This is a genomic window from Streptomyces sp. NPDC006544, from assembly GCF_040611715.1.
GTDB lineage: Bacteria > Actinomycetota > Actinomycetes > Streptomycetales > Streptomycetaceae > Streptomyces.
Genome location: NZ_JBEXOV010000024.1, coordinates 72,253 through 89,009, shown reverse-complemented (window position 1 = coordinate 89,009; position 16,757 = coordinate 72,253). Strand labels below are relative to the sequence as shown.

Here is a 16,757-nt window from a genome sequence, read left to right as displayed (position 1 = left end):
AGTTGCCTACGCGTCACGACCACAGTCCTACCGGATTCCACCCCGCGCAGGGGGAAGAACTTAGAAGCTGATCACGACATCACACAGGCCCTAGGAATCTTCCCCGGCACGCTCCACGACCACATCCCGGTCCTGGGGGAGTTCCGGGCCGGCGCCGTGCCGGAGCAGCTCGGCGGGGGCCAGAGGCCAGGACCTACCCCGAGGAGCCGCTGAAGAGCAGCATGTTGGGCGTCGCGCTATTAAAGCCCGCTACCGCGTTCTTCGTGGCCAGGCTTTTGATCTTCGCATCCACCTGATTGGCCGGGGTCCCTTGGGAGAGGACGGTCGCCGCGATGCCGGCGCCATGAGCAGCGGCCATCGCGGTCCCGGACCGGGTGCCGGTCGTAGCGCCGGGTCCAGGTACAAGCTCGTGCCGTGCTTCCCGCCCGGACGGGGCCGCCCGATGGAGTGGTCCCGTCCACCGCCCGGAACCTGTAGGGCGACCCCACGGTTGCCCAAGTCATGAGCGACGAAAGCGTGACCACGATCGAGATCCGGGGCCACGAGAAGGCTGCACTCGAAGCCTCCCGCCTCATCTCCGACCTGTTCCTGTCCAGCGGCCCCTGCCGGCTCCGGCGAACCCACAGCGAGCAGGACGTACAGGTTCTCGTCTACGCGGATGTTCACCGGGACCCTGGAGAAGGCGGATACCTCGATCCGGGCGCCACGCAGGTGAGCCCCCCGGGCTGGGATCCGGAGGACTCACCTGTGTCCGAAACCGTCTTCGCTTACGAAGACGGGCCGCCCACGACGGGCTGACGCCCAACTTCAGGACGCGCTCGGCGTCTCAGCGGGAGCCGCGCGACGTCGCCTCTGAGGGAACCATCTCGATCGAGCCGAGCCGGCCGTTCGGGTTGACCGTCGCGTTCATGAACTCGTAGAGGACCCGGCCGGATTCAACCTCAGTAATCCGCTGCGCGGGGCGGTCCTGCCAAGGTCACGGTCCGCAGGAGCTGCCGATCGGCGAACTGTCTTTATACGTAGTGGGCTATCCAACGCTGGAACGAGGTCCCGTTCGTGGGCCACAGAATCAATTGAGTGCCCGGATTATGGGATTTGCCAGGCACTTCGACTGAACGCCCGCTGAAGTAGCCGTAGTTCTGGAGGTCATAGTTTTCGCCCCAATACCAGGCCTGGCTATCCACCCCAGTGCAATTCCAGACAATCAGAGTCCCAGGATTCTCGCCGTTATATCCCTCAAGGCAATACCCGGACCAGTTCCGCAGCACCTTGCGGCCGGCCCCGTCCCAGTTCCAGGTCCAGCGCTGGCGCGGCTCATTAAAATTGCAATCTTCCTGCGTTACCCACGCACCGGCCTCACCACCGGAACTTGCATGCATGCACATGTTCGTACCTCCATTGACCAGATTGAACCAGTTGGAGGCTGCCGAAGCAGGAGTAGCTGATACTGCACCCACCCCAGCAAAACCGATGACCAATGCCCCTACAGCAGCAAATCGGCCCAGCGAACGCAAAACCTTACTCTTCAAGGTAAAAGACCCCCTCTGTATGAAATTCACAAGTGTCACAAAAGCTGCCCGTCGGAGTTCTGGACCACGCCATCAGGGCCCACTCCACAGGGCAGTGCGGAAGGCGGATACGGGGACGCGACCCCACGCTAGGAACCTGGGGCGGCACGGCCGCTCCTCAACTAAGTCTCTGTGACCACCACTGTTGGTTAGGAGTTCCGTTCCTCGACCACATAATCAACTGTGTACCCGGCTTGTTCGATAGGCTAGGAGGCTCAACGGCATCCCCAGCAAAGTTCACTTCCAGGGTCCGAGATTCACTGAACCACACGAAATACTGAGTACTCCCTCCATTACAGTAATATACGATCACAGTTCCAGGGTTGTTCCCGTTGTACGAGTCAAGGCACATCCCGGAATAATTCTGCAACACCTGGGTGTGGCCCATATACATCCAGCGCCACCACTGACGGGTTTCGTATTGGTTGCAGTTTTCCTGAGTCACCCACGCGCCCGCACCACCACCAGAACTGGCATGCATGCACAGTCCATTCCTGTAGTTGCCCAGCATGAACCAGCCCTCATCTGCCGATGCCGGCGCTGCTGTACTGAAGTGCACTCCGAGCGACCCCAACAACAGTGCACCCACAGCCGCAATGCGGCCGAGAATCCCCGAAAATTTCCTCAAGAAAATCATTCCCCCATCGTCTTAATGTGACGCACCTGTAGCGTCGAAATGGTCAGGCAGCGTACGTGATCACGCACATGTGGATCCATGGGATGCTTCAAAACCACTCGCGGAAATCACTCGCGGATCAGCTCAGGACCTGAAGCTATAGTGCATTCCGCTGACCCGGGCAGGTTTCGCGGACCAGACCCACGCGCTTGAGGGGCCACGCAATGCCCCCACGGCTACGAAGTCCCGCCGTACTGAGTACCGCTCTAAAGCCCGCCCCTGGGCATCGGGGGCAGATACCGCCGCCCCGGACCGGACATCAACGGCAGGCTTTGCTGCTTGCTCGGGCGGCCCGATGGTTCTGCCCCCGGCGCCGGGTCTCGCCCTCTCACGCCTTATTTCTCGAAGCGACACAGCTCCGCCTCACTGCGCCTCCACCTCCCGCAGATCGGGAGCTGTTGCAACGGCAGATCTCGTGGGCGTCGTTCCGATACCCGGGAGTGGGTATCGGCGACGCCCCCGCTGCGCTTCCGATACGAAACGCATCGTAGCGTGATCATTGTGAGGCCGGAACCTGCGGCTGTCAACACAGGACGTGGCGTTGGATAAGGTCACTCCGTGAGTCCCGCCACCCGTAACGAAGAGGCACGTCAGGCCATCATCGAAGCCGCTTTCAGCTTGTGCGCCGAGCGTGGATTCGCCGCGGTCACCATCGAGGGGATCGCGGCCCGTGCAGGCGTCGGCAAGACGACCATCTACCGCTGGTGGCCCTCCAAGGCGGCCATCCTCATCGAGGCCGTCGAGAACGCCCGGGATGCCTCCGCCGGCTATCCCGACACCGGGGACATCTATGCAGACATGGTCACGCAGACCGCCAGCGTCATGCAGATGTTCACCACCGAGTTCGGCACGATCTGGCGAGGACTGATCAGCGCCGCCCAGTCAGACGAGCCCGCGGCCGAGGGCGTCGCCCGCATCCTGCGCGTGTCCATCGACCAATGCGTCGCCCGCCTCGCCAAAGCCCGCGACGCCGGACAGATCCGCACCGACCTGGACCTCGAACTCGCGGTCGAGATCATCTACGGTCCGATCTACCACACCTGGCTCCTGCGCACCCGCCCCCTCCCCGAGGCCTACATGGAAACGGTCCTCGCCGCGCTCCTGCCCGCGCTGACACCTGCACCAGCATCGATGGCCTGAACCCCACAGGACTTCAAACTCCGGGCGCGGGACGTCGGCGGGGCCCGCAGGCCCCGCCGACCTGCTAGCCGCGCGGCCGCCCGCCCCGGCCCCGGCGGAGCGTCACAAGCGCCTTGACGGCCTCCCGCAGGCCGCCCGATCACCTCGGACCACTCAGGCACCCAATGGGCCACCACCGCTTCGACCACCACCGGGGCGAGGACGGCCGCTGCCCTGCGCGCATCTCCCGTCGCCGGGCTGCGAGCTGCTCGGTCAGGTGCCGCAGCGTGCTGCTGGACAGATCGATCGAGGACGGGTAAACAAGCACAGAAGCTCCTGGCGGCACGGGTGATCTTGGTCGAGAACCCGTCTACCAGGAGCTTCGTCGTTGCGCACAGCCCCCCGACCTCCAACGCTCCGACATCCCAGTCAGGTTGGAAAAGGCTCACTTCGGAACTGGGATCAAGGCCGCCGACGGGCGCCGGCCCGGCACCCCCTCCGCAGCGTCAGCCGCTGACCGGGCCGGCGTCGACGACGTTCAGGCGGAGCTGGCCTCGGCCCGGAAGAGGATCCGTGATCTGGAGGAAGAGCGTGACATTCTCCGCAAGGCGGCCCGGTATTTCGCGACGGAGACGCGCTGGTGAACCGCTGCCAGTTCGTTGAAGATCACCAGCGGCGTCACGGCGTGAAGCGGCTCTGCGACATCCTCGGCCTTTCCCGCTCGAGCTTCTACTACCGGCGCCGCAGATCAGTACCAGATGGTGAGGATCTCCGCCTTCTGTACCTCGGAGGAGCTGCCGGGGCTATAAAGCACGGTCCACGGGTCTGACTTCGACTGCACGACGTCGCCGGCTGCGTCACCGATGACTGTGTCGTCATCGTTCATGCAGCGCCAGTTCACCCGCTTTCCGGCGATCAGCGAAGTCGCTCCGCCGGCCCACGAGCAGCGAAGAGCGTCGCCGCCGACGGGGTCCTTGATCTCCAGTGCCCAAGGCTGGGTGCCTTGCTTGGTCGAGACCTGGACTCTGGGGGCGAGTTTCACTTCGTCGATGATCAGGACATCCGGATCCCACGGGGAAAGGAGGCAGACGGCCTTGAGGGCGTGCGTCCAGCAGGGGTCGGCGAGGTTGGAGACCGGTGTGCCGTAGCCGCAGCGCCAGGCTGCCGGGTCGGTGGAGGAGAGCGATGCGGCATCGCAGTGGCCCTCTTTTGCCGTGCGCGAGGGGTCGGCCTTGAATGGCGGACGCAATGCTCCTTCGTCGGTGAAGGGCCGGACGTATCGCTCGTTGGTGAGGCGGAGTTTGGGTGGGTCGTTGTTGTCGATCTTTTCGGTGATCACCGCGGCGATGACGGTGCTGGCGACTCCGGCGATCACTGTGGCGGCCCAGACCCAGACGTGCTTCCACCAGGGTTTGCGCTGACGCTGGTCTTCGGTCCTGGGGCCGTCTGGGGGTTCTTCGCCTTGGTGGTCATGGTTCATGGAGCCTCCCGGGTGCAGGCTCTCATTGCGTGTGGAGGTAATCCAGAACGACACGTCGGGCGGCGTGCATTCTGCGCCCGCATGACCAGCTCGGCGGGTTGTGTACGTACGCTGCCTGACCGTCGTCATGGTGGGGCGGACGGGAGGGCGGCAACGAGCCTTTTCCAACCTGACTGGGATGTCGGAGCGTTGGAGGTCGGGGGGCTGTACGCAACGACGAAGCTCCTGGTAGACGGGTTCTCGACCAAGATCACCCGTGCCGCCAGGAGCTTCCGTGCTTGTTTACCCGTCCTCGATCGATCTGCCCAGCAGCACGCTGCGGCACCTGACCGAGCAGCTCTCAGCCCAGCGACGGGAGATCGGTACGCGCTGGCGGCGACTGCCCGCCGGCCGCCAGGGCCTTGCTGGCCCTGGCCCATCTGCGGTGCGGCGACACCTACGCCCAGCTCGCCGCTGGGTTCGGCATCGGCATCGCGACCGTCTACCGGTACATACGCGAGGCGATCGAAGTCCTGGCCGCTCTCGCACCGACCCTGGCCAAGGTGATGGAGGCGGCCCGGAAGAAGGCATTCGTGATCCTGGACGGCACCCTTCTGCCGATCGACCGGATCGCCGCGGACACCCCCTACTACTCGGGCAAGCACAAACGTCACGGCATGAATGTGCAGGTCCTCACCGACCCGTTCGGCCGGCTGCTCTGGGCCTCGGCCGCCCTGCCGGGCTCCACCCATGACCTGACGGCCGCCCGAAGCCACGGGATCGTCGACGCGCTCGCCGCCGCGGGAGTGAAATGCTGGGCGGACAAGGCGTACCAAGGGGCCGGCCCGCACATCCGGGTCCCCTTCCGGGGCCGCCGGCTCAAGCGGTGGAAGCGACGTCACAACAGCAGCCACGCCAAGATCCGCTGCGTCGGCGAGCAGGCCATGGCCGTCCTGAAGGGCTGGCGCCTCCTGCGAAAGCTCCGCTGTAGCACCAACCGAATCACCGACGTGGTGAAGGCCGTCCTCGCCCTTCACCACGCCTCAACGTGAGGTTGGAAAAAGATCAGTCCCCCGTCAAGCCAAAGCACATTGGACGGCTTGACGTCCCGGTGCACCCACCCGTGAAGGGAGCCTGGTGTCTGAATGCTATGTGCAGCGGTCAGTGCCGAGAACAGGCTCTCCGCCAGCTCCCGAAGTGCAATTCGCGACTCCCAGGACCTCGAAACGACGGAAGCTTTGCGTGATCCAGGACGGATTCACCTCAGCCCTCGGATGGCCGTTGTGCTGGCTCATAGCGAAGATCGACACCAGGAACGACTCCGAACTCTTCGTAGAGCCCGGAAAGCACTTTGAACAAGAATTCTGAAGTCGACAGATTGAATGTAGACCAAATACCGTCATCCGTCATAGTAACAACAGGCCAAGTAGAGGGTTTCGTCGGACCTGCAAGCCAGAAAAATGACTCCTCGGTAAGTGTCCTACCCCATGGAATGAGGCCAGTAGATCCCACCCTAAACACATCGAATGGGGCGAACGCCTGAGAGATATCTAGATTTGCCTCCATCGCATCCTGGAAGGAAAATAGATCATCCAGAAGAGCCAGATCATCTCCGCCGAACGATGAAGCGATCACAACGTGGCCACAGAATACACCCCGCCCGAACGCCTCGCAGAGTACTTTGAAATCCTCAGGCAGGGGAGTTTCAAGCTCCTCCTCCAGCTCCCTCCAAGAAATATCAAGGGAAAGCGAGCGCCAACAAACCAGATCCAAAATCTCCTGGGGCCAGTCCGTCACTTTTTCTTCCTCCTCGAGGATTGGGGAGTATTTTCTATAATCGTGAATCCCGGACCGCTCTCGCTTCCGATCCATCCTATATAAAGCCGCATCGGTACAGGATTACTTCCCACATACTCCGGAGTAACGCTGTAGTATACCGTCTCCTTCTTTACCATGGCCGCGATCTTCTTCTCGGTGGCGTACATTACGACCTGATTGGCCGTATAGTACAGAGGCGTGAGATTTCTCAGGTCTTCTCCGGAGCCGCCAAGCGATCTAGCAATTAGATGACCGCGATCGAGCGGGTCCCCACTCCAACCTTGCGGCTTATTATTCCAACCTATTACCCCTCTGGGGGACTCGAAAAGATTCTCGGCGGGAGAACCGACAATTAGAGTGGGGTCGGTATCGAGAGCCCAATTCCCCTTCTTATCGTCCACATAATTGAAGTCTCCCTGATTCAGGCAGGCACGGGCACCCTGGGCTCGACCGTACTTGTCGAGCGGCATATAGAAGACGCCCGAATTTCCCTTGCGGCAATCGGATCGGTTCACCGGCGACTGCGTCATCTCCGCTTCGTTCCACTCGTCGACTGTGATGTGCAGACCAAGGCTGTAGTCAGCGGCCAGCTCCGAGTCCGGCGTGAAGTCGAGGTCCTCCTCATACAGCGTCGGCAGGACGATGGTGGTGACAGCCTGCTCGAGGACCAGGGCGGCGGCCTTGGCGGCGAGCCCCCAGTTCGGCTTGGGGACGTGCGTCGGCGCTGGTGCGGGCTTGGGGCGGCCGTTGGGATTCTGCCTGGGGGCTGAGCGGGGCTGGGTGCTGGTGCCGGGGTTCGTGCCCGTGGGCTTCGTGCCTCCGCCCTTCACACCACCGGACTTGCCACCGTTTGTTCGGCCAGGGCTCTGGGGACGAGTCGTGGTAGGCCGGGTCCCCGTCGGACCCCGGGAGCTGGTCGGGCGGGTGACAGTGCCCCTACCGATGTCCTTGGGTCGAGCGCCCGAAGGCCGGGTGCCGGGGCGGGTCGACTGGCGCATCGCCCTTTTGTCGCTGAGCTCACTGCGTGCAGCTGGGCCGGGGCGGGTGGAGGAAGACGGTCGGAGGGGTCCTCGTCCGGTGCTGCCTCCGCCGCTGCTTCCGCCGCTGCCAGCTCCTCCGCGGCCGCCGGCGCCGGGGCCTCCGCCTCCCCGCCCGTCGAAGTTGTGGCCTGTGGGGTCGGTTCCGTTGAGAGGGCTGCCGCCGCCGTAGGCGTAGCGATTTGCGTTGAGGGCGGACTCGGTGGGGTCGAGTTGGAGGGTGTCGCGGCTGGTGAAGCTGCCGATGCCGGGCTGGTACCAGCGGGCGGCCATGTTGACTTCGCCGCTGGTGGGGTCGGTCCAGCCGGACTGGTAGCCGATGTTGGGGTTGCTGCCGCTGGTGGCGGTGGTCTTGCCGAAGGGGTCGTAGGTGCGGGAGCCGGCGAGGGCCGTGCCGTCAGGGGTGAGGCTGGCGACGAGGTCGTCGTGCTGGTCGGTGACGGCAAGGCGGGCGGTGCCGGTCTGACCAGTCGTGGCGGTGGAGAGGATGGTGCCGTCGGGGGTGCGGGCGTAGGTGGTGGTGGCGTCGGTGACCAAGTTGTTGGAGCCACCGTCGTAGGTAAAGGCGGTGCCGTTGTAGGTCAGGACGCGGTCGAGGCTGTCGTAGGCAAAGGTGCTGGCGCCATTGGTGATGGTGCGTTCGAATGCGTCGGACTGTATCTGCTGCGTGGCGTTGGCGTTCGCGGAGTCGGTAACGGTCTTCTCGGTACCGCGGGCGCTGTAGGCGTAGGTCTGCGTGCCCCAGGTTTCCAGACGGTTGCGTGAGTCGTAGGTACCGGCGAGGGTGCCCCGCTTGGTGAGGTTGCCGGACTTGTCCCACTCGAATGGGGTGTTGGTGGCGCCGTCGCCCCAGGAGGACATGCGGCCGGCGAGGTCGTAGGTGTAGGTGTTGGCCGCCGCGCCCGCAGTACCCGTGGTGGTCTTCTTCACGAGCTGGTCGACGAGGTCGTAGTCGTATGCCATGCCCTGGACGTCTCCGCCGGCCGTGCGGGAGACGGAGTCCTTGGTGAGGCGGCCGAGGCTGTCGTAGCTGTAGTCGCGTTTGGCGTCGATCTTGTAGTCGCTGCCGTTGGACCGGGCGTACTTCTCCAGGGTGATGCGGCCCGCGGCATCGAAGGACCGCCAGAGTTCGGTCCCCGTGAGGGGGTCCGTGAGGCCTCCGAGTCGGCCGGCGAGGTCGTAGCCGTAGTAGGAGGTGTAGCCGGCTGCGTCCCTGCGGAAGGTCATCAATCCGTCGGCGTCGTAGCCGTATTCGGAGTTTCCGTTGGGTCCGTTGGACGTGAGGAGCTGGCCGCGGTCGTTGTGGGTGTAGGTGTTGTTTGCCAGGGCGCCGTTGGTGCCGGAGCTGGTCATGCGGCCGGCGAGGTCGTAGGCGAGCGTGCGGGGGCGGGTGGTGACCGCGGTACCGGTCCCGGTCTCGCCGGTGAGGCGGCCGAGGGCGTCGTAGGTGCGCTGGCGCTTGACGCCTCCGGGTAGCAGTTCGGTGACCGCCTGCCCGGCGGCGTCGTAGAGCGTGGTCCAGGTGCGGACGTCCGGTGTCCAGTGCTGGCTGGTGGCCGGTTCGATGGTCGATTCCGGCAGGCCCCAGGGGGTGAAGGTGTAGTAGGTCTCTTTGCCGCGGCCGTCGGTCAGGCGCGTGCGGTTGCCCGCCGCGTCGTATCCGAAGGTGGTCGTGATGGAATCCGTCGCGCTGATCGGCTCGATCTGCTTGGTCATCCGACTGAGGGCGTCGTAGGTGTAGGCGCTGCGGGCGCCGTTGGCGTTGGTGGATGCCGTCACATTGCCGTCGGCGTCGTACTCGGAGGAGGTCGCACGAAGCGCGGTATCCCCCGTGCCGAAGTCGGTGACCAACGTGGGGTTGCCCAGGAGATCGTAGGCGGTTGTGGTCTTACGGTTGGTGGCATCAATGGTGGCGATCGTGCGGCCGAGGCCGTCGTAGGCCGACTTGGTGACACCACCCAGGGGGTCAGTGACCGTAAGGACTTCGCCGGCCGGGTTGTGCGTGGCTGTGGTCCGGCGCCCGCCAGGGGTGGTGGATGCGGTCTGGTTGCTCGCGTCGTCCCAGGTGTAGCGGGATACCAGGTTTTGGAGTGTGGGCTTGCGTTCGATGGTGGTCGCGGTGAGCTGGCGGCCGAGTTCGTCGTAGGTGGACTCGGTACGCGCGCCGGTCGGGTCGGTGGCTGAGAGGGGCAGGCCGGTCGGTGTCCAGCTGTAGGTGCTGACTCCGCCGCCGGACAGGGCTGTGGTGGTGCCGTTGAGGGTGGTGGTTCCCGGGGCTTGCAGGGTGGTGCCTGCCGTGCCGAGTGCCGGGTCGGTCTTGCTGGCGAGGTTGCCAAGTTGGTCGTATGTGAAGTATGTGGTGCGCCCGAGCGGGTCGGTTGTCGACGTGACGTGGCCGAGGTTGTCGTACGCGGTTCGGGAGGTTGCAGTGATCTTCTGACCGCCGGGCGGCGTGTAGTCCGGCAGGGTCACGGTCACAGGGCGGCCGAGTATGTCGACTTCGGTGAGGGCGGTGGAGCCGCGCGGGTCGCGCGCCTGTGTGGCCTCGCCGAATGTGTTGTAGCCGGTGAGAGTCTTAGGCGCGACGAGGGTGGCCGCTGCGCCGTTCTCTTCAGCGTTTACCGAGGGTGCCGTTTGCTCGACCAGGCGGCCGAGGGCGTCGTAGCGGTTGGTGGTGGTGTTGCCCCTCGGGCTGACTTCGGTGAGGGGCTTGCCCCGCTGGTCGTAGGTTCGGCTGGAGGTGCGGGTGGCGGTGCCGTCGGTGACTGACGCCTTGGTCGGGTTGCCCGCCGTGTCGTATTCGGTGGTCGTCGTGAGCTTCTTGCCCGTGGAATCGATGGTCTGGCTCTGCACGGTCGGGTGGTCGTCCGCGTCGTACTCGAAGGTCGCAGCGCGGTTCAGGCCGTCCGGATCGAAGGTCGATCGTGTGGTGCGGCCTGTGGCGTCGACGGTGTGCGCGTATGTGGCGCGTCCGCCGCCGGTGGTCTGCTGGGTGAGGTGTCCCGCGCCGTCGTAGGTGTTTGCTTCGACAATGATGTCGCGCTTGGTGCCGTCGGCCTGGGTGACGGCCTTGGCTGTTGTCGTGGCCTCGAGTCCGTCGTCGAAGTAGGTGAAGGCAGTGGTGGCACCGATCGCGTCCGTGGTTGAGGCGAGGCGGCCTGCAGGGTCGTACGCGTGGGAAGCAATGACCAAGTCGCGGGGTTGGCCGCCCTGGGGGTGGCCGGTCCAGTCCTTGAGGGTGGACTGGGCTAGCTGTCCGCGTGAGGTGAACGTGTGTGTCACCACGTTGCCCGCGGCATCGGTGACTCGGTTGACGCGGCTCAGTGCGTCGTGGCCGTAGGTGGTCTCGTTGCCGGCCGCGTCGGTGACGCTGTCGTTGAACCCGTGCGTGTTGTACCGGTAGGTGGTGGTCCGCTTGGGGTCGCCGCCCGTGGTGTCCTCTGTCGATTCGGTCAGTAGGTAGCCGTCGCCGTCGAAGGTGCGGGTGACGCGGGCTGTGTGGGTGACACCAGTGATCTCGTTCTTCACACCCGGGGCTGTCTCGGAGGTGATCCGGGACATGGCGTTGTACTCGTAGCTGGTGGTGGTGCCGGTGGGCTGGAGGGTGGAGACCTGGGTCTCGGAGAGGCTCCGTCCGATGCCGTCGTAGGTGTACTTGGTGACCAGTCCGGACGGCGTGGCGGCCTGTGCTACATCTCCGTTGGCGTAGTAGGCGTAGGAGACGGTTGCTCCGCCCGGGGACTTCTCAGTCGCGACGAGGCCGGGAGGGGTGGTGCCGCCACCAATCGCGGGCTCGGTGCCGTTGGTGAACGTCGTGGCGGACGTGCGACCGTCGGGGAGTACCGTCGACTCGGGCCGTCCGAGGGCGGTGTAGGTCGTGGCCGTTTTGAAGCGGTTGTCGGCTGCGTTGGCGGAGCGGGCATCGCGCACTGCGGTCTGCTTGCCGTTGCGCGGGTCTAGCTCGTCGGCCGCGTTGTAGTAGTAGTCGGCGAATGTGGTCCAGCAGGAGTCCGCGTCTCGGCAGGTGGTGGTCGAGACGGTGTTGCCGCGCTCGTCGTGGCCGGTGACGGTGGCGTGTCCGTTGGGGTCGGTGACTGTGTGGAGGAAGCCGCCCGTGTCGTAGGCGTAGGTCGTGACACCGCCGTCGGCGTCCGTGGAGGCGGTGCGGCGCTGGCCACGCACGGCGTCGTAGGTGCTGCTGGTCTTGGCGCCGGTGGGATCGGTGACGCTCACGGTCGCGGCGAGGGAGGAGCCGGAGGCGCGGGTGCGGGCGCTGTAGTGCTTGGTGATCTGCTCGCTGGTGAGGGTGCGCGGGTAGAGGGCGACTTCGTCGATCTGGCCGGTGAAGTAGTTGACGCCGTTGCCGGGAGAGGCGGGCCAGTACTGGGTGAAGCCTGCTCCGATGTAGGTGCGCGTGTTGGACTGGTGGTGGACCGGCACGTTGGCGGCCTGGGCTACCTGGTTGCCGTCGAGATAGAGGGTCTGGGTGGAGCCCTGGGCGGTGATCGCGGCGTGGTGCCACTGGTCGTCCGTCACCGTGGTGGGTGACGTGTTGGTGGCTCCGACACCCAAGGTGAAGTACTGGCCGTGGAGTTTGTTGTCGGAGCCGACGTACAGCACGGGGGCGTAGCTGGTGCCGGGGTCGGGCATGGCGTGGCTCTGGTCGCTGAGGAGCACGCCGGGTTTGGTGGTCTTGAACCAGAGTTCGGCCGAGAGGTCGGTGTTGGAGAGGTGGGCGCCGGGGAGTGCGGCGTATCCGTCTCCTGTGAACTCGGCCGCCGGCCGGTCGCCGACACCGAAGGCTCCAGGGGTTCCCAGAGTTGCCTTGGTGTAGGTGCCGTTGCCGCCAGTGGCCGCGATCTTGTTGGCGACGCGGGTGCCGTTGGTCTCGTCGAGCTGCCAGTAGCTGGAGGGGGTATCGGCCATCACGGTGCCCTGGTACTGGGCGCCGTTTCCGGTGACGAGACGGGTGCGGGCCTTGTAGTGGTCCGCGACCGCGCCGGCGTCCAGTTCCTTGTTGTAGAAGGCGGCTTCGTCGAGCTGGCCGGAGAAATAGCGTGTCGCGTACGTCTGGCCGTCCCACTCGGGGCTGGAGTAGCCGGCGCCGAGATAGGCGTGCGCCAGGGTTTCCGGCTTGGCCGCACCCGCCATCGAGCCGATTTTGACGCCGTCCAGGTACATCGTCTGGCCGGTGGTGCCGCCGGTGAGTACCGCGTGGTGCCAGGCGTTGTCGGTTACCTGGGTGGTGCTGGTGATCTGGTCGCCCTTGGTGCCGCGCCACAGTTCGCCGCGGAGTTTTCCGTCGGAGTCGATGAGGAGGCTGGGGTTCCAGGCGGTGGGGGTGGTGCCGAGTTCGGTGTTCTGGAGGCCGAGGAGTACACCGTTGGGCTTGTCGGTGCGGAACCACAGTTCGAGGGTGAGGGCGGTTGCGCCGCTGATGGTTTCGGCGGGGACGTCGATCGCGCCCTTGGCGCCGTCGAGGGTGACCGAGCCGTTGTCGCCGTCCAGGAACGCGCCGACCGAGCCGAGGGTGACGCCTTCGCGATAGGAGCCGTTGCCGCCGCTGGATATCTCGTCGGCCGCGGCGGCGCCGCTGCTGTCGCCCAGGCGCCAGTAGTTGACCGGGCCGGCCGCTTGCACGGTGCTGTCGTAGGCCTGGGAGCCCGAGGAGTACTGGGGTGCGGAGATCTGCCAGGTGCCGCCCGATGCGTCGGTGACCTGGGTGGCGCGTTCGGTGTCGCTGTCGTAGGTGACCTGGGCGCCGGTCCTGCCGGAGGGCAGGGTGGATTTGGTCAGCTTGGAGGTTGCGGTGCGTGCGTCGTAGTGGGCGCGTATCGCGCCGGCGTCCAGGGCGCGGTGGTAGATGGCGACGTCGTCCATGGTGCCGTCGAAGTAGCGGACGGTCCGGTCGGGGTTGTCGTCCCATTCGGGGCTTGAGAAGCCCGCGCCGAGGTAGGCGAACGTCTTGGAGCTGTGGTCCACGGTGCCGGTGCGCGATCCGACGGCCTGGCCGTCGAGGTAGAGGGTTTCGCTGGTGCCGGTGCTGGTGAGTGCGGCGTGGTGCCAGGTGTTGTCCGTGACCGTGTTCGGCGAGGCGAGCGGGTTCTTCCATCCGTCAGCCAGGTCGAAGCCGCCGCGGAGTTTTCCGCTGGTGTCGATGGCCAGGGCAGGGCTCCAGCGGGTGGGCTGCTCGCCGAGCCGTTTGTTCTGGAGTCCGACCAGGACGCTGGGCTTGGCCGTCTTGAACCACAGTTCCACGGTGAGGATCTTCGAGGAGGACAGTGTGGCCTCCGGTATCTCCACGTGGGAGGTGGTGCCGTTGAAGGCAGCTGCCTTGTTGCCCGTCCCTGTGAGGGCACCGGGGTTGCCGAGGCCGACGTCGCGGTAGCGGCCGGCGTTCAGGCCGGTCCGCGAGACTGCCTCACTCGCTGCGCTCTCTCCGTCGGATTCGTTCATCCGCCAGTAGGAGACCGGGTTGGCGTCGAGGACCATGCTGCGGTACTGCGAACCGGTCGTGTACTCGTAGACCGTGCACGCGGTCGCCGATGTAGGCGGGCAGACCTTCGCCAGCCGCCCGTTGCTGTACGTATACGTCCAAGTCAGTGCCGGGGCACCGGGACCGATCGCGTCGGTGGACACCGAGCTGACGTTCCCGGCACTCCAGGTGAACGTCAGCGACCGCTTGGACAGTTCATCCGTAGCCTTCGTCAGCAGACCATCGGTGTAGGTGAGGGTCTGCTCGCGTCCGTGGCCGTCGGTGGTCTTCTTCAGCAGGCCCTCGGCGTCGAAGGTGTACAGGGCACCGCTCGCGTCACGCAGCGTCCAGCCCCCGCCGGCAATCGCCGTCAGGACACCCATTGAGCCCGAGGGGGCACTGTAGGAGCCGTCACTATTGCGGCCGAAACGAACCTGGCTCCCGCCCGCGAGGGTGATGACGATGTTTCCGTCGGCCTCAGGCTTGGCCCGCATGTCCCAGCGGGTCGCCCAGCCGGCACCGAAGGCGTTGGCCTGGCGGGGGTCCTGAGAGTTGTACGTCCGGACCACCGTGAGCTCGGGGCCCACCACCGGTACGGAAGCGTCGGTCGCCGCGGTCGCGTAGTTGCCGGCGGCCTCACCGAAGCTGCGGCCATTGTCCGCTCCGCCGAGGTGCGAGGTGATCACCGGCTGGGGGACCTGGGTCGTCAGCATCGACGGCTGGGTCTGCGCCGACTTGTCCTGGCCGTCGCTGGCGTAGGCGTACCACGCGTATGTCTTGGACCAGCTCAGCCAGCCGGCGGGCACCATCCAGCTCTGTGAGGACCCGGGCGTGGACTGGCGGCAGTTCCTGCGGCTGTCCGCGCCCTGGACCTCACACACCTCGAACTGGTAGGTCAGAGCGTTGGGGAAGAAGTCCTTGTCAGTGGCCGACGCCCACAGTGTGGGGGTCAGGTTGTCGGTGAGGGCGCCGCTCGCGGGAGCGAGGCCTGTGATCTGCGGGGGAATGTTGACAGCGTCAAAGCGGAGCCCGGCACCAGGGACTCCCGCTGCGCGGAACGAACTAGCGCCGTAGTCGTCCATCGTCCAGACAAGCGTGTAAGTGCCAGGAGTCAGCGGCGCGATCGTCGCGTCGAGAGTCACCGAGCCGCCTGACGGAACGTCCTGGGGCATGGCTGTCCAGCGGATCTTGCTCCAGTCACCGACGTTATTATTGTTGGCGTCGTAGAGGTCGTAGCGCAGCTTGTAGTTGCCGCCCGCAGGCCAGGTGGCGATGCCCTTGTTGGTGACGGTGACCTTGAACGTGCCCTCGGAGGTCGCGGTCATGGGCTTGACGAAGCCACCGAGCTGGTAGGTGGCGCCGTACTGTGTCCAGGTCACGTCGAGGCTGGGCTTGCCCGAACCCCCGTTTTCGCTGTTGCTGTCGGAATAGAACTGCTTCCAGCTGAAGGAGTCCGACGTCGACGCCTTTACCGCGAGCCCGTAGTTCGCCCTGCGGCCATGAGTCCAGTCATCAACCATCTGCCGGCCCGACTCGCCCAGCGGGATCGTTTCCCACTCAGGTGCACACGTCCAGTTGCTCGCCCCCTGGGGGTGCCAGCCGTGGGCGAACGATTTCGAGCCCAGTGCCGGACCCGTCGCCGGACCAGGCATCGTCGTGGTCGAACCCTCTGCCCAGTTTGACGTGATTTCGTGGATGGTGACCGGTCGCGCGTTACACGAGTAGGACCATGAGTTGTACAGGCTCAAGTTGGCCGCGATGACCCACGCGTTCCTCAGTGTGCTGTTGACGTTGTCGAAGCGGAGGAACGCCGCGGCCTTGGATGCGCCGGAGTCGGGCGTCCCCACCTTGAGGAGAGGGTTGCCGGAGTTGTTCGCGTTGTACGGCGACTGGACGAAGGTCCCGGAGTTCGCCCGGACACCCGTCACCTCGACCGGAGGGTCCACCCTCACCGGGTAGACGCGCTCCGGGGCCGTCAGCCACTGGGTGTCGAGCGTGACGACGAGGATCTGGCGGCCGCCCTCCTCGAGGAGGCTGTAGGTGACGCCGGTTGAGATCGCACCTTCGTTGGAGTGCTCACCCCGGTTGGAGTCCTCCATCCACCCGGACGGCATCCAGCTGCGCTGGCTGCCATCCTTGTCGAGGAAGATGACGTTGCCGTGGCCGTCGAGCTTTGCCGTCAGCCCGACCAGGGACAACGGGAACCGCCACTGGCTCGGGGCACTCTGGTCCTTGAGGAGCAGCGTTTCCTTGACGGACTCAGCGCCCGCTACCAGCTCGACATCCGTGGACGGCCGCACGTCCGGGTAGGTGATCGTGCTGCCCTCGACCCGGCCCTGGGAATGCGCGGCACCTTCGATGCCGTAGCCGACGGAGTACCCGCTCCCCGCGCTGACTCGTACCAGCGGATTGCCGTCCGCGTACTCGCCGAGGAACAGCGGAGCCTCCGTCGACTGCGGCTCCCAACCGGAACCCGACGCGCCCAAAGCCCAGGCCCCCTTGGGACGAGCCAGGGTCGTATCAATGGCCTTCCAACTTCCTTCACGGGAAAGGAAATTGACCTGCTCATCGAAATAGCGCGTCGTGAAAGTTCCGTCGATGTTCC

The 16,757-nt window shown here is 65.4% G+C and carries 8 protein-coding genes and 2 pseudogenes; 3 read left to right on the top strand and 7 right to left on the bottom strand.

The genetic code is table 11. The annotated features are described in order from the left end of the window. Nucleotides 1-193: 193 nt before the first annotated feature. Complete coding sequence (locus ABZY44_RS14495) at nt 194-358, bottom strand: hypothetical protein (protein WP_356653486.1); 165 nt, start codon at nt 356-358, stop codon at nt 194-196. A gap of 143 nt (nt 359-501) precedes the next feature. Between ABZY44_RS14495 and ABZY44_RS14490 the strand changes: the two genes are divergently transcribed. Beyond that, nucleotides 502-798, top strand: coding sequence for a hypothetical protein (locus ABZY44_RS14490; RefSeq protein WP_356653484.1), 297 nt, complete (start codon nt 502-504; stop codon nt 796-798). A 215-nt stretch (nt 799-1,013) separates the two neighbouring features. Here the strand turns inward: ABZY44_RS14490 and ABZY44_RS14485 are convergent, their stop codons facing one another. Both ABZY44_RS14485 and ABZY44_RS14480 read right to left on the bottom strand, forming a co-directional pair. Then, complete coding sequence (locus ABZY44_RS14485; RefSeq protein ID WP_356653482.1) at nt 1,014-1,529, bottom strand: RICIN domain-containing protein; 516 nt, start codon at nt 1,527-1,529, stop codon at nt 1,014-1,016. A 157-nt stretch (nt 1,530-1,686) separates the two neighbouring features. After that, nucleotides 1,687-2,205 carry an RICIN domain-containing protein gene (locus tag ABZY44_RS14480; protein ID WP_356653480.1) on the bottom strand — a complete coding sequence of 173 codons (519 nt, stop codon included), beginning with the start codon at nt 2,203-2,205 and terminating at the stop codon, nt 1,687-1,689. 597 nt (nt 2,206-2,802) lie between these two features. On the opposite strand from ABZY44_RS14480, the gene ABZY44_RS14475 reads away from it, so the two are divergent. Then, nucleotides 2,803-3,384 (top strand): TetR/AcrR family transcriptional regulator, encoded by a 582-nt coding sequence (locus ABZY44_RS14475; RefSeq protein WP_356653478.1) that lies wholly within the window; start codon nt 2,803-2,805, stop codon nt 3,382-3,384. Between the two features lie 223 nt (nt 3,385-3,607). On the opposite strand, the pseudogene ABZY44_RS14470 reads toward ABZY44_RS14475, so the two are convergent. Then, a pseudogene (locus ABZY44_RS14470) lies at nt 3,608-3,691 on the bottom strand (IS5/IS1182 family transposase); the annotation flags it as partial. Between the two features lie 420 nt (nt 3,692-4,111). Beyond that, on the bottom strand, nt 4,112-4,843 hold the full coding sequence (locus ABZY44_RS14465; protein ID WP_356653476.1) for a hypothetical protein: 732 nt from the start codon (nt 4,841-4,843) through the stop codon (nt 4,112-4,114). A 274-nt stretch (nt 4,844-5,117) separates the two neighbouring features. Between ABZY44_RS14465 and ABZY44_RS14460 the strand changes: the two are divergent. Continuing rightward, nucleotides 5,118-5,874, top strand: a pseudogene (locus ABZY44_RS14460) (transposase family protein). Nucleotides 5,875-6,085: 211 nt separating this feature from the next. On the opposite strand, the gene ABZY44_RS14455 reads toward ABZY44_RS14460, so the two are convergent. After that, nucleotides 6,086-6,619, bottom strand: a complete 534-nt coding sequence (locus ABZY44_RS14455; protein WP_356653474.1) for a hypothetical protein — start codon at nt 6,617-6,619, stop codon at nt 6,086-6,088. Then, on the bottom strand, nt 6,616-16,638 hold the full coding sequence (locus tag ABZY44_RS14450) for a LamG-like jellyroll fold domain-containing protein (protein ID WP_356653472.1): 10,023 nt from the start codon (nt 16,636-16,638) through the stop codon (nt 6,616-6,618). The genes ABZY44_RS14455 and ABZY44_RS14450 overlap by 4 nt, the downstream gene beginning before the upstream one ends. Nucleotides 16,639-16,757: the final 119 nt, after the last annotated feature.

Bases quoted from the DNA above. Each gene is read 5' to 3' on its own strand.
- ABZY44_RS14495 (WP_356653486.1), bottom strand. From the start codon at position 358: ATGGCCGCTGCTCATGGCGCCGGCATCGCGGCGACCGTCCTCTCCCAA.
- ABZY44_RS14490 (WP_356653484.1), top strand. From the start codon at position 502: ATGAGCGACGAAAGCGTGACCACGATCGAGATCCGGGGCCACGAGAAG.
- ABZY44_RS14480 (WP_356653480.1), bottom strand. From the start codon at position 2,205: ATGATTTTCTTGAGGAAATTTTCGGGGATTCTCGGCCGCATTGCGGCT.
- ABZY44_RS14465 (WP_356653476.1), bottom strand. From the start codon at position 4,843: ATGAACCATGACCACCAAGGCGAAGAACCCCCAGACGGCCCCAGGACC.